This window comes from Dyella tabacisoli (genome assembly GCF_003350925.1).
GTDB lineage: Bacteria > Pseudomonadota > Gammaproteobacteria > Xanthomonadales > Rhodanobacteraceae > Dyella_C > Dyella_C tabacisoli.
The window spans coordinates 794,481-814,021 of record NZ_KZ857173.1 but is presented as its reverse complement, the minus strand read 5'-3'; the positions used below and the strand labels follow the sequence as shown (position 1 = coordinate 814,021).

Sequence of the window (19,541 nt, the reverse complement as noted above, 5' to 3'; positions counted from 1 at the left end):
AGATGACAACGCCGCGCAGTGTCGATAACGAGCAGCGGTTACCCGTGTGCGCGCTGCCGCACTGGCGTCGCGCTGTACTCAAAGTGGGCAGTAACTTGCTTGCCGCCGACGGCCGCGGATTGACTGTGCGGTATGCCCAGGCACTGGCGGATTTTATAGCCAGCAGCCATGCGCAAGGCCGGCAAGTGGTGCTGGTGTCTTCGGGTGCGGTGGCTGCGGGGCGCGCGTTGATGCGTGAACATGCTCCCGCTGGCAGCGACATCGCTGCACGGCAGGCACTGGCGGCGCTGGGTCAGGCCCCGATGATCGCCTTGTGGCAAAGCCTGTCGGCGCGGCCGGTAGCGCAGGTATTGCTGACCCATGACGATTTACGCAATCGCCGCCGTTATCTCAATGCACGCGCCACGCTACGCGAGTTGCTGTTGCTCGACGTACTACCTGTCGTCAATGAAAACGACACGGTGGCGGTGGATGAGCTGAAACTGGGCGACAACGACAATCTCGCGGCTATCGTTGCCGCTTTGGTCGATGCCGATCTATTGCTGATCGCCTCGGATATCGATGCTTTGTACACGGCCGACCCCCGGCGTGAATCGACGGCGCAGCCGGTAGGTCACGTGTCGGCGTTGACGCCCAGGATTCTGGCGATGGCCGGCGGTAGTGGCAGTACTGCCGGTACCGGCGGCATGCGTACCAAGCTGGAGGCCGCTGGCAAAGCCGCCGCTGCAGGCATCCCTACCGCATTGTTCCATGGCGGCCATGCCGCTACCGTGCAGGCTTTAACCGACGGACAATTGCACGGCACCTTGATCGATGCGGCCAGTAGCCGCATGCAGGCGCGTAAATATTGGCTGCGGCATGCGCCGGCGGCGCCGGGTCGAATTCGTGTTGACGCCGGGGCGGCCTTGGCATTGGGCAACGGCCGCGCCTCGTTATTGCCGGGCGGCATTGTCGATGCCGAGGGCGAATTTCAACGCGGAGATATGGTTGAAATTATCGATAACGAACGCCGCTCAATAGCGCGTGGCTTATGCCAGTACGGTGTCGCCGAAGTGCGTCGACTGGCCGGTCGGCACAGTCGAGAGATTGAGGATCGGCTTGGCTATAGCTATGGCGTGGAGGTCGTACATCGCGACGACCTGGTCATCATCAAAGCGGAGCCGAATTCATGAGCACCGATCGAACGGACAGCATTCGCACGCAGGCACTGGCCTGTCGTGACGCTGCGCAAATCGTCGCCGAATTGGATACGGCAGCGAAACGACAACTGTTACTGGCGATGGCGGACGCCTTGCAGGCGCAATCGGCAACCGTGCTTGAAGCGAATGCCAAGGATATGCATCTGGCCGAGGCGAAAGGCATACAAGGGGCCTTGCTCGATCGTCTGCGCCTGGACCCGGAGCGCGTCACCGCGATTGCCGCATCCTTGCATGAGGTCGCTAACTTGCCTGATCCGGTAGGTGTGGTGACTCGTCGCGAGACGCGACCTAATGGCTTGTCGGTGGAGCGGGTGCGGGTGCCCCTGGGTGTGATTGCGATGATTTACGAGGCGCGCCCCAATGTCACCGCCGATGCCGCCGCGCTATGTCTGATGGCCGGCAATGGAGTGATCCTGCGCGGAGGCTCCGAAGCGCTGCACTCTAATACCGCGATTGCCGCAGCACTTCACACGGCCCTTCAAGCCCATGGTGTGCCGGCAGCGGCGTTGACCTTGGTTACCGATCCTAGTCGCGAGACGATGATCGAGCTGCTGCAACTTACCGATATTGTCGATTTGGCGATACCGCGCGGCGGCGAAGGCTTGATTCGTTTCGTCGCCGAGCATGCGCGCGTGCCGGTGATTAAACACTACAAGGGCGTTTGTCATCTGTACGTGGATCGCGCCGCCGACATCGCATTGGCGCTGAATCTGTTGGTGGATGGTAAGGCTTCGCGCCCAGGTGTCTGCAATGCACTGGAAACCTTGCTGGTACATCGGGACATCGCTACGGATTTTCTGCCGCGTGCCGCTGCGGCCCTGGGGCGGCGGCAGGTGGAGCTGCGCGGTTGCGAACGCACGCGCATGCTGTTGCCGACGCTAAAGCCCGCCGACGAGGCCGATTACGCCGCCGAGTATCTCGACCTGATTCTGGCGGTGCGTATCGTCGATGATTTGGAGTCGGCATTGGCGCATATACGTCGCTATGGTTCGGACCATACCGAGGTGATCGCCACCGAGGACGAAGATACAGCGCGACGTTTCGTGCGAGCGATCCGCTCAGCCGTGGTGATGGTCAACGCCTCGTCGCGCTTCTCTGATGGTGGTGAACTTGGCCTGGGCGCGGAAATCGGCATTTCCACCACTCGCCTGCATGCCTATGGGCCGATGGGGGCCGAAGCGCTGACGGTAGAACGCTTTGTCGTGCGCGGCGCAGGGCAGGTGCGGCATCCGCAGAGTGTGGTGGTTCAGGAGTAGTGCTGGGAGTCGTTCTGGGTTTGGGGAGTGCCGGGTTTCATGGCGTCGGCACTCATCACCGATGCCAGCTTGTCACCGCCTCGGCGAACGCAAGGCAATCGGCATAGCGGTTGTACAACGGTGCCGGTGAGATGCGAATCACATCGGGCTCACGCCAGTCGCCGGTGACACCGTGCCGCGTCAAGTACTCGAACAAGTCACGGCCACGCGCGCGGCCACCGATGACGCGAAGAGATAGTTGCGAGCCGCGGCGGGCAGGTTCCTGCGGGGTCACGATTTCCAGTACCTCGGCGAGTTGCGTGCGCACCAGCCAGTCCAGATAGCCCGTAAGCTTGAGCGACTTTTCGCGTAGACGTTGCATGCCGGCGCGGCGGAAGATTTCCAGCGACACGCGTAAGGGTGCCAATGCAAGAATCGGTGGATTGGAGAGTTGCCAGCCATCGGCACCATGCGTGGGTACAAACTGCGGCCCCATCTGGAAGCGGGTGGCTTTGTCGTGGCCCCACCAACCGGCGAAGCGGGGCAGGGTGCTCTGGGCGTGGCGCTCATGCACAAACGCACCGCCAACGGCGCCAGGGCCGGCGTTGAGGTATTTGTAGCTGCACCAAATGGCGAAGTCGGCACCGCTGTCGTGCAGTTGCAGTGGCAGGTTGCCGACAGCGTGAGCAAGGTCGAAACCGACCATACAGCCGTGGCTATGGGCGAGCTCGGTAATCGCTTTGAGATCGAACACCTGGCCGTTGCGATATTGCACGCCAGGTAGCATGACCAGCGCAATGCGCGAGCCATGTTGCGCGAGCGCGCGTTCGATGGCGGCCATGGAGATCGTGCCGTTGGCCTCGTCGCCTTCCAGTTCGATCAGCGAGGTGGCGGGGTCGAAGCCGTGAAAGCGAATTTGCGACTCGACCGCGTAGCGATCAGTGGGAAACGCACCGCCCTCGATCAGGATCGCGTGACGTTCGGCCGTAGGGCGGTAGAAGCTCACCATCATCAGGTGCAGATTTACGCCCAGCGTATTCATCGCTACGACTTCGCCGGACTTGGCACCGACCACGGCGGCAAGGTCGTCGCGCACGAACTCGTGATAGTCCAGCCACGGCAGCGTGCTCTTGAAGTGGCCTTCCACCGCCAGCTCAGCCCAGCTATCGAGCTCGGCACCGATCGCCGCGCGCACCGCACGCGGCTGCAGGCCGAGCGAGTTGCCGCAGAAGTAATAACTGTCGCGGCCTTCGTGCGGAGGGATCAAAAACTCGTCGCGGAAATCGCGTAGCGGATCGGCGGCATCCTGGGCTTGCGCCCAGGCGAGGGTGGCTTCGTAAGAGAGGGACATCAACAGATCTCGGTCGGGCTGCAATTACTGCAGGCGTGCAGCGATGGCATCGCAGCCTTTGTCGAACTTGGCTTTCCACTCGGGGCCGGCCTGGCTTTGCGCCGGGCGCACGCAGCGCAATTGGATCGCGTGGTTGTCTTTAAACCAGTAGCGTTCGCTGTAGCTGAACTGCGCACCGTTTTCTTGTGCGGTGTAAACGAAGCTGTTCGGGACCGAGCTGGCCGCTGCCTGATAGCCGCTAAGCCCTTTGGCTTTTGCGTTCGCGTTATTCATGTATTGCTGAAAGGCGCCGGCGCCATCCGCCTGCTTCACCGTGATGGTGATGCGGGCCAGGCTGGTGGTCGCGGTGGGCGACGGGTCAGGCACCTGAAATACCCGCACCTCCGGGTCACCCTGGGTATCCATGATGTCGATCCATTGATCGGGCGTACTGAAACTTATGCTGCCATTGGCCATGCTGACGTCGGTTGCGTGGGCGCTGCCTGCCAAGAGCAGGCTGGTCAGGACGATGTTGCGCAAGAAACTCATGCCTACTCCGGTGACAGTGTGATTGTTTAGGGTTGCGTCGGACCTGCCCATCTGGGTCAAGTCTGTGTGGATCGGGCCTATGTAGAGCGGGTCTATGTGGATCGGGTCCATATGGATCAGGGTGAGAAGCGTTGCAACGGCAGGCCCAGCCATTCCAGGGCCGTGCCATGGAATAGCCGGGCGCGGCAGGTGTCGTCCAGGCCTAAGGCTTCGATGCCGCTGCCGGGATGCTGCTCGCCCAACGGGAAAGGATAATCGGTGCCGAGCATGACGCGGTCGACGCCGGTCACATCCAGCAAGTAGCGCAGCGCTTGCGGGTCATGCACGCAGGAGTCGAAATACAGTCGCTTGAGATATTCGCGCGGATTGCGCGGATTGTCGGTGGCGACCAAGTCAGGGCGCATACGAAAGCCGTGTTCGATACGGCCGATGGTCCACGGAAAGCTGCCGCCGCCATGCGCCATCATCACCCGCAGTTTCGGCAGCCGTTCCAATACGCCACCGAACACTAGGCAGCAGGCTGCGCGCGACTGCTCGGCAGGCATGCCGACCAGCCATGGCAACCAGTACTTGGGCATGCTTGGCGTACCCATCATGTCCCAAGGGTGAACCAGTACGGCGGCGCCCAGATCGGCGGCGGCCTCGAAAAACGGGAATAGCTCGGGCGCGTCGAGGTTCCAGTCATTGCAATGTGAACCCACCTGGACGCCTTGCAGGCCCAGCTCGTCGATGCAGCGCTCCAGCTCGCGAATGGCCAGCTCTGGTGACTGCAATGGCACCGTACCGATCCCGGCATAGTGGCGTGGATAGTCGCGGCAAAGGCTGGCCGCGTGATCGTTCAAGTGCCGGTGTAGCTCCAGCGCCTGATAGCCCGGTGCCCAGTAGGAGAACAACACCGGCACGGTGGAAATCACCTGCACATTCACATCGAAGCGGGCGTAGTCGTGGATGCGGTGCTGCGGATCGAACGCGGAATCCCACACTTCACGGAAAAATTTGCCGTCCTTGTAGATACGGTGATGGCCATCGGTATGGGTCATCACGGGAAAGCGTTCGTCATTGAACTTGGCCGCGAGATTAGGCCAGTCGCGAGGCAAGATGTGCGCGTGGGTGTCGATTTTTAGCATGTGCGGAGTGTAGAACTTCCATCTATGTGGCGTCGCCCTGGACTGCTCTGCCGCCCTACCTCTTCGATAGCGGGCGGGAGCGCGGTCGCTGCGTTGCAGCAACCGTCTTGACCCGCGTGCGTGGGGGGAGGTGTCGCCACTATGCCGAGGCGAGTGCCTTCTGCTGGGCACGGTCCACGATATGCGCCAGCGTATTCACGTTATCGACCAGGCGGTCGCTGATCCGGCCAATAAGCTCGGCGGTCTGTTTGTTTTCGGTCATGGTCAACAAGGCGCCCAGGCTGCGCTGCAGTGCGCGCAGATCAGGTAAGGGCGGATCGTGCAGGGGATGATCGGGCACGGATTGGGTCGTGCGATTTTCGCGCAGTGCGTCAGCGATTGCGTGCAGTGCACTGGCGACATGTTCGACGAAGGTATTGATCTCGGCTTGTTCCGGGATGGCATCGTGGTCGTCGACCAGCGCTTCCAAGGTCATTGCGGTACGGGCGAGGCGATTGCCATTGGTGAACAGCGCGTTGGCGAGATCCAGCAAGGGTTTCGGCGTAGCCGGCTCGGTGCGCATACGGTCCAACGAGGCCTGTGCATTGCTACGTGCCGTGCGGGCCGCCGTGCGCGCTTCGCGGTGGGCGTCCGGTTGCTCGGGACGGCTCAAGGCACGCAAATAGTTGGCGTAGGCGGCCAGCATATTGGCCAGCGCGGCGCGCGCGCGGCCCCGTTCCCAAGTGGGCCACAGAATGTAAGCCAGCAAGGCCATGCCGCTGCCGAGTGCGGTGTTGATAACGCGATCCATCACCGCATCACTGGGATTGACGCCGACGAAAGAGAGAAAAATAACCACCGTACCGGTCAGCGCCGCCACGGCTATACCGTAATGGGCCGTAGCGAGATAGCGAAAAGCCATGCACAGCACCCCCATCAGTGCCAACTGCCCATAAGGTTCGTGCGGCATGAAGTGCAGTAAGGCCGTCGTCAGAATCAAGCCAAGCACCGTGCCGACTACACGCAGCAGGCCAAAGTTAAAGGTGGCGGCAAAATCCGGGCGCAGCACGATCGCTGCGGTCATCGGCAGCCAGTAGCCGTGTTCTAGCTTCAGCAGGCGCGCGATCAGCAGGGCGGCACTCAGGCAAACCGCGCTGCGTACTGCGTGCCGAAAGGCGACCGATTGCGGGGTTAGATTGGCACGTAGCGTGGCTCGGGCTGAATTGCTGCGTAGCGCCGTGGGCAAGGGGGTTTCGGCGGCATCGGCACGCAGCTCGCCGCGACTGCCGGCCCAGTTTGCGTTACGCACCGCCGCGGCGAGCTGGCCGGATAGGGCATGGATATGTATCGCCAGGCTGTCGGTGCCGCCGCCGTTGCCAAGCAAGGCATTCTCGCTGGCCTGCAAGGTTTGCAGCGCGCGCTCGGCTTGTAGCGGCGACTCACCGGTTTCCAGGGCATCGCCAATGGCCGCCAGCACGCGTGCGGCGTCGTTGCGAAACATAGTGTGGATGGTCGGATTGGCGCGCAACTCGGCCATTGCGGTGAGTTCCAGCCGGATCCGCTCAGCCAGCTCCAGCAATACGCCGAACGCCTCCATGGCGCGGCCGCGTGCATGGTGCCGGCCAAGTAGGGTGTGTTGCAGGCCGGTCATCGCGTCGGTCAACGCTGGTATGTCGGCATCGTCATGTGCTTGTTGCCGGGCCAGCGACGCCAGGCCGCGATAGACGCCGGCCAGTGCGTGTCGCTCCGGCCGGTAGCGTTGCAGCGGCCAGGCGGCGACTGAAAACAGCGTAAGCAGCAAGCCGCCACTGAAAATCAGCAAGGCTCCGCTTATCGCCCCGACCAGGGAGGTCGGCGAGGCCGCCGTAACCACCAGCAGGATCATGCTGGTCATGCCTACCCGCGCGATATCCACGCCAAACACTACGAGCAAGCCGCCAAAGAAGCCGAATGCCGCCGTCGCGATGAGCATGGGTACTAACTGGTCGCCGATCAAAAAGCCGCATAAAGAGGCCAGTCCGGCCGCCAACGAGGCCAGCACCAGTTGCCACATACGCTGGCGATAGGGGCCGGGCTGGTCGGAGAACATAGTGTCCAGCGCACCGGCGGCAACGCCCAGCCCGATCTCCGTATGTCCGGTTGCCAGGCCGATCCCCAGTGGCAGCACCACGGCGGCGGTATTGCGTAGCACGACGCGCAGCGGCACATCCGGGGGTTTGATCTTGGTGAGGCTTTCGACAACCGTGGCACGTAGCGAGTAGCCGCTGGCAGGCATGAATTTCGTGCGCTCCTAAACGTTCGTTCCTGAACAATCGAGCGATTCTGCCTGACGCAGGCTGAAGTTGTCGGGAAACCCGGTTGAGGTGCTTGGCGCGGGGAAGGGTGGCTCCCTTGGCAAGGCGGGTGCCACAGGCTGCGGGCCTTCTGGACATCACCCCGTCTTCAGATTTAATTCGCTGGGACCGTAGCTGTCCGCCTGCAGCTCTTCGGTGCGCTGGCTCGCCAACACCAAGTGATCTGCGAGCAGACAGCTACGGTGATGCCTGCGCTGATTAGATCAGAGCATCCCTGGAGTAAGCTGGGTTCCCCTGGATGGATAGTAGCCTTTACGGTTGACGAAGCTGATGCAGTTGGCATAGGCGGGAAGCCGTATGGAGATCTAAATCCGGGGCGCTGAAAATCCCGGTAGAGTACGGCCACCGTGCTGGTGGACGGCTAAGAGCCTGTTCATTGCGAGCTACTTGGAGACAAGGAACAGGCTTTACTCGTTCTGGATCTCAGCAGACCCACATGGAGAATGCCGCGCATGAAAACAGACTCATCTCATTTGATTAAAGTGTCACTGTCGTTGTTCCGTAACAAGGGATACAAACGTACTTCCATGGCCGATATAGGCCGTGCCAGCGGCTTGTTGAAAGGGAGCATCTATCATCATTTCGCGAACAAAGAGCACTTGCTGGTCGAGGTGATCGGTCATGTCATCGAACTGTTCGAAGATGAGGTTTTTGCGCCTGCGCTGCGCACCGACGTTGGGGCGAAAGAGCGGCTGGGTGCTATGGTCGATGCCGTAGAGAGTTACTACATCGAGCATCGTGTTTGCGCTTTGGTTCACCTTTGGCCCGATGCTTTGCAGGAGAGCAAGGAGGCGCGTGAGATCATTCAGCGTTTTTTCCTGCGTTGGCAGAGCGTGATGGCCGATTTGCTTGTCGCGCGGTATGGCAACGAGGAAGCTCAGCGGTTGAGTGCCGACGCGCTGGCAAAGATCGAGGGTGCGGTGATCTGGCTACAGATTGTTGGCGACGAAGAGACCTTGCGGCGGTGTTGTGATTCAGTTCGCAATCTTCTGTAGCTATTGATGTATCGCTTTACATCCGTAGATTTGTTTGATAAAAAACCAAACGTTTGGTTTATTGTTGGTAAGTGCAGTCAAACACTGGGGGAACATCCATGCCTTCTCTGATGGCTGATTTGGATCAACCTCGCAAAAAGGCGGTTACCGCCATGCGAGCAAGTCTTTCTGAGGACTTGTGGCAACGGAATGCTGCATTTATTGAGAATTTACGGCAATTGATTGCCGAGCATCCGGTTGCCAAGCATCCCGCTATCGCTGTGCTAAACGGCGGTGCGCTCGATCACGCCGCCATGCGGACAATCCATCTGGAATATCGCCACGCGATTGTGCAGATATTTACCGACGCGCTGTTAGCTGCGCAGCTACAGAGTCGCCAGCTAGAGCCGCGTCTGCATCCAGGTGCCAAACTGGCGCCTCGTTTCTTGCTCACACTCAATGACCTGGATGAATTCGGTTTTCGTCCCGGTCTCGACGTTGACGGTTACTACCGAGGTAATCCGGCCTACGCGCACTATCCACTCTTTGAGCGCGTACTCGATGAGTACAAGATCACGCAGCAGGCGCGTAAGACCTATGCACCAAGCAAGTCATCGCAAAGTGTGCGCGAGTATCTCGAACACAGTTACGGCAGTTATATCGATGTGGTCGTGCTCTTGGCTGCGGCGGAGGAGGAGGTCATCCTTTTCAGTCCCCCTTTGCGCGAAGCGACGCGAGCGCTGGGCATCGATGTAAACAATGGCTACTACTTTGTGCACGGCATCAGTGAGGACGCTAGTTCGGATGCTGCTGATGACGATCACGAAAATGATTTATGGCTGATTCTGACGCAGGCGCTCACGCCCGATCAGTATCCGCGGATACAGGCATTGTGCCTGCGCTATTGCGATCTCTGGGCGCAATTCTGGAGCTTTCAGCTAACGCAGGCGCAGATGGCAAAAGAAATGTTGAGCACGGTGGCTTTCAATGCACCCGTGCTGGCCAGGGCTGGTTAGCCTGGGTCAATTGAGTCCGGGTCGATTGAGTTTAGGAAGGGCGTTGCAAGGAGTTGTGACCCCTGCGGCGCAGGGATGGGCTGTGGCGCATGGAGGTACCGCATCTGGTCAATCACGCCAGTGTTTGATCAGGGGGAGGCGGGTTCGGCGTATGAAGCGCCGGACCCGCTGGCTTACGGATGGCCGACAGGATTCAGGGCAAGGCCTGCCATGAGGCTAAGCGTCGTTGCAGGTTTTACCAGGGCAAGTTTTTAGTGTCAGCAGTGCATGCATAGAAGCATTCGAGTTGCCGGCTGGACTGCGCTATATCGTCTTTGTGAGGTGACATGAACTTGGTCACCTACACGCTCCACTTCCTGGTGAGGTTCGCCCGCGTCATCGCGGGCTTTTTTTTTGCGCCGGCTGAATCCTGTCCGCCAAGTCGAAATTAACCGCCACCCGTGCCGAGTTTGCGAGGGGTAATGCTTATCAATGGCTTGCCGCTGGCCGGGTCTTTGAGCACGTGCATCTTGCTTGCATCCCAGCGTTCGTTGATCTGGACCGGCAGGCCGGTGGTCGAGTCGTAGCAATGCTCCTCGTCCCATACGCAATGTTCTGGATAAAGAGTGCGCTGGCTGTGGTACTTCGCTAGAAGCTTGGTCAGGCCTGCTGGCAGCTGCGTGCAGACGGTGCTGTTGCCATGCTGCTCGGCACAGGCGCCGCTTTGTGTTTCAAAGGCGCTCAAGTCTTCCGGGATCAGCGCTATGGGTGTGCCTTCGTTGTCGTACATGGCCAGACGCGTGCTGACCCGCACATCGTCACGAAAGCGCTGGCGAAGGTTGTGCAAATCCGCGGTCAGCGCATCTCCGCAGCGCAGCTTGTCCATCTTGAGCGTGGTTGCGCGGTCCTCGGTCGAGCCGTCGCCGCCGAACTCTCCGCCGAGAAATCCACATTGCTGCAGACGATCGATGACGGCGGCGACGTCTTTCGGCAAGGGTGCGATGGACTGGCCGGTCTTGCCGTCATAGGTGTTTAGCCGCTGCAGCGCAGCGACATCATGAGCGTTGGCTGCGCGAAGCTCGGCGAGACGTCGTGGCAAGGGATTGCATGTATCGCCGGTGACAGCGGCCGAGGCGGGCGTGGAGTGATCCTTGATGCTGTCGCGCCAAAGCGCGCAGGCTTCGCTGGACTTGATGAAGCTGTCGATGTCGTTGGCCGAAGCGGCCGTGACGTGTGAGTCAGCGGCCAATAACAGCAAGGTACTGAGTAGCGTGCTTATCATGTTGCTCTTTAGCTGGCGTTGAAGTCGCCCCCTACGTAGGGCTGTATCAGACCCAGCACTTTGGGGCAGGTCGTACGACTGCGACGCTGGCCCGAGGGAAGCGTCGCAGCCGCCACAAATCAAACGTGAATCAGGCGCGTCCGGCGAACTCGCCAGTGACGGTGTTGACCCACACTTTTTCATCGTTGCTGATGTACTCGGGCACCTGGATCTCGACGCCGGTGTTGAGCTTGGCCGGCTTGGTCCGCTTGGTGGCGCTGGAGCCTTTCATTTCGGGCGCAGTATCGATCACGGTAAGTACGACGCTGGTCGGTACTTGCATGCCCACCGGTGCGTCGTCGATCAATTGCACGTAATAACCTTCAACACCCTCGACGATATAGCCGCTGTTGTCGCCGACCAGCTCCGGCGTCAGCAGGTACTGGGTGTAGTCCTCGGCATCCATGAATACGAATGCCTCGCCATCCATATAGGAAAAATTAGCTGCGCGGCGGACCAGTTCCATTTCCTTCAGGTCGTCGTCGGCGCGCAGGCTCAGATCGTATTTGCGCCCGGCAGGAATCGAGTACAGCGTGAAGCGGAACGTAACGTTGCCGCCGCGCGCCGATGGCGAGCTGCGCTCAATATCGCGCACCTGGTATACGGTGCCGTCGTGTTCGACTACGTTGCCTTTCTTGACGTCGGAAGCTTTCATGGTTTTTGGCTTGGCATGGAGAGTGGGAATGGATATGGAGTACGGTGGCGCGTGGCCAGTCATGCTACTTGCAAGTAGGATTTGCGTCGGCGCAGGTAATGAAATTACCGCTGCCATCCAGTTTCAGATGGGTGACCTTGCTTATCTTGCTTTGGATGGTCCCTTTTCGCGCATAGGTGGTAATTAAGTAGTCTTTGCTGATATCAAAAGTCACCATGCTGTCGTCGTCCATGTTGCCGATCAATTCCTTTGATACCCGTTTATTGCCTTTAAAGACATAAAGCTCGTAGGCATTGACGTCGGTTTCCGTTCTGCCCGCAAGGATGATTTTTAAATCCCCCAGGGGTGGCAGGAAAAACACCGTATCGATACTTGAGTCGATCTGATTTCTCAACTCATTGCCTACGGCACTAACAGGATAGGCATGGAAGCGGGTGCTGCAGTCATTCGCTTTTTCTGCGCCTGTGGCGCATCGGAAATAGGTCTCGAATGCGAACGGCAAATGGGTATTCGCCAAGGCCTCATTGGCGCTCTTGTTCACAGGATGGAGGCAGGTGTCGATGAAGTTTTGGTACTTGCCTGCATCGACATGCAATGTCTCGGGATGCCGATCATCCTTGCTGATGTCGTAGGCGGTGCCCTTGTTGGTATCCAGCGTCACCCAGCCGATGGACACTTGCTTGCCAGGATTGTCCGCGGCTACGGACAATCGCACTTTATAGACGCCGTGGTCGTTCTCGTCGATATCGACAGAGATGTCACTCTTATTCATCGCTGTCTTGAAGTTTGGAACAACCAGGTTCTTCAAATCAGCCTGGCAGGCTGATTTGTTAGGGTTGCCTGCGGCATGGCCAGTCAGGGAAAAAAGAATGGCTATGGCAAAAAGGAGCGTGCGCATAACTGCATTCGTCATGCTCATTCCCCTTACTTGGGCTGCAACCGCACAGCGCCATCGAGACGAATGGTTTCGCCGTTGATGTAGCGATTGCCAAGGATAAAGGCGACGGTGGAGGCGAACTCATCAGGCTTGCCCAGGCGCGACGGGAACGGGATGGATGCGCTCAGCGACTCCTGTACTTGCGGCGGCATGCCATCGACCATCGGGGTCCAGAAAATGCCCGGTGCAATCGTCGCCACACGGATACCGAAGCGCGATAACTCACGCGCCATTGGCAAGGTCATGCCGACGACACCGCCTTTGGATGCCGAATAGGCGGCCTGGCCGATCTGGCCTTCATAGGCGGCTACGGATGCCGTGTTGATGATGACACCGCGCTCGCCATCTTCACCGGTTTCGTTGCCTTGCATGAGCGCGGCGCCGGCCTTGGCGACGTTAAAGCTACCGACCAGGTTCACCATGACCGTGCTGGCGAAGGTATTGAGCGGCATCGGGCCATCCTTGCCGAGCACGCGACCGGCGCCGAGAATGCCGGCACAGTTCATTACCACATTCAATCCGCCCAGCGCCTCACGCGCAGCGGCAACGTTCGCAGTGACGTCTTCCTCGGAGGTGACGTCGGTGCGGAAGAAGTGCGCATGACCGCCAAGCGACTTGGCGGCAGCCTGGCCTTTCTCCTCGTTCACGTCGAATAGCGCGACCTTGCCGCCATTCGCCACCAGATGTTGCGCCACGGCGTGGCCGAGACCGGAGGCGCCGCCGGTGATGATCGCCTTGACTTGATCGAGCTGCATATGAGGTTCCCGCAAAGCCGTGAAAAAACGCAATGGTAGCCGAGTGGGGCATTCCTAGGAGCCTGTACGGCTTGTGGCGGCGAGGCTGCTTGCTAACCGACAGGCTGGATGCCGGCACTTATGTCAGGCCTTGTTCAACGCCAGGTCGAGCTGCGGCGAGTGCGCCAGCGATGAGAATGCGATGACTGGCCCTGGCGGTATGTGCGGCTCGTTCAACTGCAGTTGCCACACCCCCACATCCCACCATTGCCCTAGCTTATAGCCCGCTTTGCGCCACACACCCGCAGGGTCGAAACCCATCGACTCATGCAGCGCCACGCTAACCTTACCGGGCAGGGTGATGACGCCGACGGCTTGGTTGATGCCTTGCAGGCGCATGCTGTCGAGCAAAGCTGCATAGAGGCGTCGCGCGATGCCGCGTCGACGCGCATCGGCATGGACATAGATCGAGGTTTCGGCGATCCAGTCATAGGCGGCGCGTTCACGAAACCGGGTTGCATAGGCATAGGCCAGTACCTGGCCTTGCTCCACCCAAACCAGCCAGGGGTAGTGCTGCAAACGCGTGCGGATGCGTTCGCACATGGCCTCGACACCGGGAAGCTCGTTCTCGAAAGTAATCGCGCTGTCGGTGATGGCTGGGGCGTAGATGGCATGGATGGCGGCGGCATCTTCGATGCGGGCGACGCGAATCATACAAGTACCTTTTCCATACAGACGCTGCGCGGGTTGGCGTGATGATCGCCAAAGGGCAGGCAGCGGCGGTAGCCTGCCCGCCCGTAGAGTTCCAGTGCTTCGGTTTGTGCGGTACCGGTTTCGAGTCGAATCAACTGCCCGCCGTTGCGGCGTATCTGCGCTTCCAGCGCTTCCAGCAATTGCTTGCCCAAACCCAGCCCGCGGCAAGCGGGCAGCACGTACATGCGTTTGACCTCGACGTAGTCGCCATGATCGATGCAGGCGCCACAGGCGACCGGTGCGCCATCCACGCGGGCAGTAATGAAGGTGACATTGGGCTCTTGCAGTGCCGCCACCGAGACCGGGTGAATGTTTCCGGTCGGATAGAGCTCGGACAGATAACCGTCCAGTTGCTCGATCAGCGGATAGACATCCGGGGCGCTCGGATCATCGATGCAAAAACTCAGTTCTGGACGGTTGGTCATGCTGGAGATGCTCTGATTTATCGTAATGCTGCCTAATCTTTGAACAGACCCTTAAAGATCAAACTATTAAAGATCAATCTCTTAAAGATCGCGGATAAAAAAACGGTCGCAGCTAAAGTGACCGGTGCCGCCCATGGGTGCGCTCAACGGGGTGAAGCCATGGCGCAGGTACAGCGCTTTGGCGGCATCCATCCCGGTGAGCGTTTCCAAGTAGCAGCGGCGGAAGCCACGGGCGCGGGCGGCCTCAAGACAGCGCTGCATCATCGCATTGCCGGCACCTAAGCCCCGCGCGGCCGGCATGAAGTACATCTTACGCAGCTCGCACACATCGGGCTCGCCGTTTTCCAGTGGTGCGATTCCGCCGCCGCCGAGTACGGTGCCGTCCTGCTCCATGACGAAATAGGCGCAGTGCGGCTGCGTATAGGTCTCAAACATCAGGTTCACCTCGGCATCGTGGATCGCAAAGCCGGGGCCATCGGCGCCAAATTCCGGCATCACCGCGCGAATGATGGCCGCAACGGCGGTGTTGTCGCGCTGTTCGATGGGGCGAATCTGAAAGAGTGGACTCATGGCGTGGTTTCAGGTTTGCGGTAAATCGTGCCGTCTTTCATCACGAAGACAGGATGCCGGAGTGCTTCGATCTGAACGCTGGGGTCGCCGCTGAAGGCGGCAAGATCGGCGCGCAGGCCGGGTGCGATCCGGCCAATGTGATCGTGCTGGCGCAGGATGCGTGCGGCCACCGTGGTTGTCGCATGCAAGGCCTGCGCAGGTGTCATGCCATAGCTCACCATCGCCACCGGTTCACGCCAGTTGCTGCCGTGTGCGAACACGCCGACATCGCTGCCGTTGCCGATGATGACACCGAGTTTCAGTGCGCTGCGAAACGCTTTTTCGGCTTCGCGCATACGCGGCGTCGGTTCGCTTTGACCAGGTCGGTAGTGGTCGAAATATTCGGCGGTCGACGCTACGGCGGTGAGTGTGGGTAGATAGGCTACGCCTCGTTGCTTGAGCAGTTTGAACGTGCTCTCGCTGGCGCCATAGCCGTGTTCGATGCTGTCCACGCCGGCTTCCACCGCCATGCGTGCGCCGGCATCGGTCGAGGCATGCGCGGCAACCGGGCGGCCGGACAGATGCGCGGTATCCACGATCGCTTTAAGTTCGGCGGCGGTGAAGGTGGGTGCACTGCTGCCATCGGCAGCGATTCGATAGTCGGCGTAAAGCTTGATCCAGTCGGCGCCGCGTGCCGCTTGCTCGCGTACCGCGCGGGCGGCGGCATCGATGCCGCTGACTTCTTCGGCGCCACCGGGTAGCTCGATATCGGGGCGAAAGCCACCTGGGCCAGGGCCATAGCTGGCGGTTGCAACGATGGCTCGGGTTGCGATGAATAATCGCGGTCCGGGGATCAGCCCTTCATTGATGGCGCGTTTTACCGAGACATCGGCATAACCCGCGCCCTCGGTGCCGAGATCGCGCAGGCTGGTAAAGCCTGCCTGCAAAGTGGCGCGCGCATGCTCGGCGGCTTCCAGAGTGCGGTAGTCCTGTGGTTCTTTCAGCACCTGATCGTTCCATAACGTTTCGTTATAGGGGTGCAGAAACAGATGCGAATGCAGGTCGATCAGGCCGGGCGTAAGTGTGGCGCCTGGCAGGGTGATGCGCTGTGTGTTTTCGGGCGCCTGAATGGATGCGGCGGGGCCTACGGCGGCAATGGCGCCATCGTGAATCAGTACCGCCCAGCCGGTATGAGTGCCGTCACCGTCGCCTGTCCATATCCGTTCGGGCAGCAGCAGCCAGTCTTCTACCGGCACGGCTGCATGAAGGGGGGCCACCCCGCTCAGAAGCAGGCAGAGCAGAAGCTGCCGCCATCGCATGGTTGAGTTGAGCCACATCACGCATCCCCAGTAGGACGAAATCTCTCGCCGCCATATCGGTTTGCGCCGGGATGACGGCCTGAGGCTTGATTCTAGCGATGCGATGCGCGACATCGCGAGTTGCAGGTCAGACTGCCGTGCGCGCCTTGGTGACCCGACTTGCCGTTTCCTTGTGCAATTGCGCGGCCAGCCAGGCGCCGGTGGCGATCAGCAGATCCAGATCAATGCCGGTATGTACACCCATGCCGTGCAACATATAGACCACGTCTTCGCTGGCGACGTTGCCGGTGGCGCCTTTGGCGTAGGGGCAGCCGCCAGTGCCCGAAACCGAACTGTCGACGACACGCACGCCTTCATCAAGGCAAGCGAGTATGTTGGCTAATGCTTGGCCATAGGTGTCGTGAAAATGCACGGCCAATGCGCTTATCGGCAACTCTTGCGCCACCGCGTGCAGCATCGCGCGTGCCTTGGCTGGCGTGCCGACGCCGATGGTGTCGCCCAGGGAAACTTCGTAGCAACCCAGTTCGTATAAGCGGCGGGCTACACGCACGACGTCGCCTACGGGCACGTCGCCTTGATACGGACAGCCCAGCACCGTGGAGACATAGCCGCGCACTTTGACGCCGTCAGCTTTGGCGCGCTCAAGCACCGGGATGAAACGTTCGATGGATTCGTCGATCGAGGCATGGATATTTTTCTGATTGAACGCTTCCGATGCGGCCGTGAATACGGCGATCTCGGTAGCGCCGACATCGCGCGCACGCTGATAGCCCTGTTCGTTGGGCACCAGCACGGGATAGCTCACGCCGGGCACCTTGCGGATGCCACGAAACACCTCGGCGGCATCGGCGAGTTGAGGTACCCACTTGGGGCTGACGAAGCTGGTGGCTTCGATGGTCTTCAGGCCGGTAGAAGAGAGTCGGTCGATCAGCGCGATTTTTACATCCGCGGGCAGCAGGGTTTTTTCGTTCTGCAAGCCGTCGCGGGCACCGACTTCGACGATGCGCACTTCAGTGGTGTTCATACAAAGCTCCACGTTTTGTAGCTAACCGGTAAAGCGATGACACCATGAGGCTGATGTCTCATCGGCCGCTCTACCTAAGATTACGACTCGAAACGTACCAGTACGGCATCGGCTTCGACGAAGTCGCCCTGGGCGGCATTGATACTTTCGATGGTGCCGGCGCGCGGTGCCTTCAAGGCCAGCTCCATCTTCATCGCCTCCATGACGAGCAGCTCCTGACCTTGTTCGACGCTGTCGCCGGGCTTGGCATTCACCAGCACGATGCGGCCGGGCATCGGCGCAATGATCTGGTTGCCGCCTTTGCCTTCCTTGGACTCCCAGGCGAATGCCGCAGCACGAAGAAAGCTGTGGCGCTGGCCGTTGGCCTCATGCAGCAGCACGTGCTGTGCATCGGCGCGCAAGGGCAGTCGCAGCGCTTCGCCATCGAAGCGGGCGCTGAGTGTTTCGCCATCATGGCGCGCGCCATGTACTTCGCAAGCAGCGCCGGCATATTGCAGGCGATAGTCGCCGTCATGACCATATGCTTCGATTTCGTAGCGAGCATCACGCGCAGAGAGCGCAACGATGCGTTTGCCTGCATGGCCGATACGCCACGCATCGGCGCGGGCCCACGGTGAATGCGGGTCGCCGGAGGCACCTTTCACGGCATGCTCGTCAAATAGCAGCGCAGCGGTGGCGGCGGCGAATAACACACCTGACGTGGGCTCGACGTCGCCGATCAAGAACTCTTCGAGATGGCGGTCAAGGTAACCGGTGTCGATGCGTCCCTCGACGACCACCGGGTGGCGGGCGAGTCGTTCGAGAAAAGCGATATTCGATTTCGGACCAATGATTTCGCACGCTTCAAGTGCTTCACGCAGCCGTTGCAAGGCTTGGGTGCGGTCGCGATCGTGCACGATCAATTTAGCGATCATCGGATCGTAGAAGATCGTTACGGTGTCGCCTTCGATCACGCCGCCATCGATGCGTACATGGCGCGATGGTTTCGGCAGGCGCAAGGTCAGCAGTTTGCCGGAGCCCGGCAGGAAATTCTGGTCCGGGTCTTCGGCGTATAGGCGCACTTCGATGGCGTGGCCGTGGGCGCGGATGTGTTCCTGTTTGAGCGGTAACGGTTCGCCGGCGGCGATGCGGAGCTGCCACTCGACCAGATCCAGCCCCAGCGTTTCTTCGGTAACCGGATGCTCGACTTGCAGGCGCGTATTCATCTCCATGAAAAAGAACTCGCCGTTCTGCGCGACGATGAACTCCACCGTACCGGCACCGATGTAGTCGACGGCCTTCGCCGCTGCTACGGCTGCGGCGCCCATGGCGCTGCGACGGGCGTCATCGAGAAAGGGCGAGGGCGTTTCTTCCAGCACTTTCTGGTAACGGCGCTGCGCTGAGCATTCGCGTTCGTTGAGATGGATCACGTTGCCGTGGCTATCACCGAACACTTGAAATTCGATATGGCGCGGATGCTCGACATAGCGCTCCAGAATCACCCGCGTGTCGCCAAAGGCATTGGCGGCCTCGCGTTGCGCGGAAGCGAGCGCATCGGCAAATTCCTGTTCGGTACGCACGATGCGCATACCTTTGCCACCACCGCCGGCCGCGGCCTTAATCATGAGAGGAAAGCCGGTCTTGCCTGCCTGCTCGGCGAGGTAGGCAGGGTCTTGATTTTCACCGTGATAACCGGGGACCAGCGGCACCGTATGTTTTTCCATCAGCGCTTTGGCGGCGGCCTTGGAGCCCATCGCGTCGATGCTTTCTGGTTTGGGGCCGATAAAGGCGATGCCAGCTTCTGCGCAGCCGCGAGCGAAGCCGGTGTTTTCCGATAGAAAGCCATAACATGGGTGGATGGCCTGCGCGCCGGATCGCTTGGCGACTTCGAGAATGGCTGCGCCGCGCAGGTAGGAATCGGCCGGTCGAGGCCCGCCGATCGGCCAGGCTTCGTCAGCCAGGCGTACGTGTTGCGCATCGGCATCGGCTTGTGAATACACCGCGATGGTGTGGATGCCGAGGCGTCGACAGGTGCGGATCACGCGGCAGGCGATCTCGCCACGGTTGGCAATAAGTACGCGCTCGAACATGCAGGATCCTTGA

General features: G+C 60.2%; 18 protein-coding genes. 4 read left to right on the top strand and 14 right to left on the bottom strand.

The features are described from left to right. The first annotated feature begins 2 nt into the window (after positions 1-2). Both proB and DVJ77_RS03415 read left to right on the top strand, forming a co-directional pair. Positions 3-1,172: a glutamate 5-kinase gene (proB, locus tag DVJ77_RS03420; protein WP_114844027.1), complete on the top strand. Its 1,170-nt coding sequence runs from the start codon at positions 3-5 to the stop codon at positions 1,170-1,172. Continuing rightward, positions 1,169-2,455 carry a glutamate-5-semialdehyde dehydrogenase gene (locus DVJ77_RS03415; protein ID WP_114844026.1) on the top strand — a complete coding sequence of 429 codons (1,287 nt, stop codon included), beginning with the start codon at positions 1,169-1,171 and terminating at the stop codon, positions 2,453-2,455. Before proB ends, DVJ77_RS03415 begins: the two co-directional genes overlap by 4 nt. 55 nt (positions 2,456-2,510) lie before the next feature. Here DVJ77_RS03415 and kynU read toward each other — a convergent pair whose 3' ends face one another. The 4 genes from kynU to DVJ77_RS03395 form a co-directional block, all read right to left on the bottom strand. Then, positions 2,511-3,785 (bottom strand): kynureninase, encoded by a 1,275-nt coding sequence (gene kynU / locus DVJ77_RS03410; RefSeq protein ID WP_114844222.1) that lies wholly within the window; start codon positions 3,783-3,785, stop codon positions 2,511-2,513. 24 nt (positions 3,786-3,809) lie between these two features. Beyond that, entirely contained in the window at positions 3,810-4,313 is a 504-nt protein-coding gene (locus tag DVJ77_RS03405) for a hypothetical protein (protein ID WP_114844025.1), read from the bottom strand. Positions 4,314-4,429: 116 nt separating this feature from the next. Beyond that, complete coding sequence (locus DVJ77_RS03400; protein WP_114844024.1) at positions 4,430-5,440, bottom strand: amidohydrolase family protein; 1,011 nt, start codon at positions 5,438-5,440, stop codon at positions 4,430-4,432. A 139-nt stretch (positions 5,441-5,579) separates the two neighbouring features. Further along, positions 5,580-7,694, bottom strand: coding sequence for an FUSC family protein (locus DVJ77_RS03395; RefSeq protein WP_114844023.1), 2,115 nt, complete (start codon positions 7,692-7,694; stop codon positions 5,580-5,582). A 531-nt stretch (positions 7,695-8,225) separates the two neighbouring features. On the opposite strand from DVJ77_RS03395, the gene DVJ77_RS03390 reads away from it, so the two are divergent. Continuing rightward, positions 8,226-8,768, top strand: a complete 543-nt coding sequence (locus DVJ77_RS03390; RefSeq protein WP_162791354.1) for a TetR/AcrR family transcriptional regulator — start codon at positions 8,226-8,228, stop codon at positions 8,766-8,768. Between the two features lie 152 nt (positions 8,769-8,920). Continuing rightward, complete coding sequence (locus DVJ77_RS03385; RefSeq protein ID WP_225427766.1) at positions 8,921-9,763, top strand: hypothetical protein; 843 nt, start codon at positions 8,921-8,923, stop codon at positions 9,761-9,763. Between the two features lie 427 nt (positions 9,764-10,190). Here DVJ77_RS03385 and DVJ77_RS03380 read toward each other — a convergent pair whose 3' ends face one another. The 10 genes from DVJ77_RS03380 to DVJ77_RS03335 form a co-directional block, all read right to left on the bottom strand. Further along, a complete protein-coding gene (locus DVJ77_RS03380) occupies positions 10,191-11,024 on the bottom strand; it encodes a hypothetical protein (RefSeq protein ID WP_114844020.1) in 834 nt (277 codons plus the stop codon). 130 nt (positions 11,025-11,154) lie between these two features. Beyond that, complete coding sequence (gene efpL / locus DVJ77_RS03375; protein WP_114844019.1) at positions 11,155-11,718, bottom strand: elongation factor P-like protein EfpL; 564 nt, start codon at positions 11,716-11,718, stop codon at positions 11,155-11,157. A 64-nt stretch (positions 11,719-11,782) separates the two neighbouring features. Next, positions 11,783-12,631 carry a hypothetical protein gene (locus DVJ77_RS03370; protein ID WP_162791353.1) on the bottom strand — a complete coding sequence of 283 codons (849 nt, stop codon included), beginning with the start codon at positions 12,629-12,631 and terminating at the stop codon, positions 11,783-11,785. 11 nt (positions 12,632-12,642) lie between these two features. Continuing rightward, positions 12,643-13,410 (bottom strand): SDR family NAD(P)-dependent oxidoreductase, encoded by a 768-nt coding sequence (locus DVJ77_RS03365; RefSeq protein ID WP_114844017.1) that lies wholly within the window; start codon positions 13,408-13,410, stop codon positions 12,643-12,645. Between the two features lie 123 nt (positions 13,411-13,533). Next, positions 13,534-14,103, bottom strand: a complete 570-nt coding sequence (locus DVJ77_RS03360) for a GNAT family N-acetyltransferase (RefSeq protein WP_114844016.1) — start codon at positions 14,101-14,103, stop codon at positions 13,534-13,536. Further along, on the bottom strand, positions 14,100-14,567 hold the full coding sequence (locus tag DVJ77_RS03355) for a GNAT family N-acetyltransferase (protein WP_114844015.1): 468 nt from the start codon (positions 14,565-14,567) through the stop codon (positions 14,100-14,102). Before DVJ77_RS03355 ends, DVJ77_RS03360 begins: the two co-directional genes overlap by 4 nt. Positions 14,568-14,648: 81 nt before the next feature. Continuing rightward, entirely contained in the window at positions 14,649-15,137 is a 489-nt protein-coding gene (locus DVJ77_RS03350; RefSeq protein ID WP_114844014.1) for a GNAT family N-acetyltransferase, read from the bottom strand. Next, a complete protein-coding gene (locus DVJ77_RS03345) occupies positions 15,134-16,435 on the bottom strand; it encodes a metal-dependent hydrolase family protein (protein WP_225427804.1) in 1,302 nt (433 codons plus the stop codon). Before DVJ77_RS03345 ends, DVJ77_RS03350 begins: the two co-directional genes overlap by 4 nt. A 127-nt stretch (positions 16,436-16,562) precedes the next feature. Beyond that, complete coding sequence (locus DVJ77_RS03340) at positions 16,563-17,459, bottom strand: hydroxymethylglutaryl-CoA lyase (protein WP_114844012.1); 897 nt, start codon at positions 17,457-17,459, stop codon at positions 16,563-16,565. A gap of 80 nt (positions 17,460-17,539) precedes the next feature. Continuing rightward, on the bottom strand, positions 17,540-19,528 hold the full coding sequence (locus DVJ77_RS03335) for an acetyl/propionyl/methylcrotonyl-CoA carboxylase subunit alpha (RefSeq protein ID WP_114844011.1): 1,989 nt from the start codon (positions 19,526-19,528) through the stop codon (positions 17,540-17,542). Positions 19,529-19,541 lie beyond the last annotated feature (13 nt).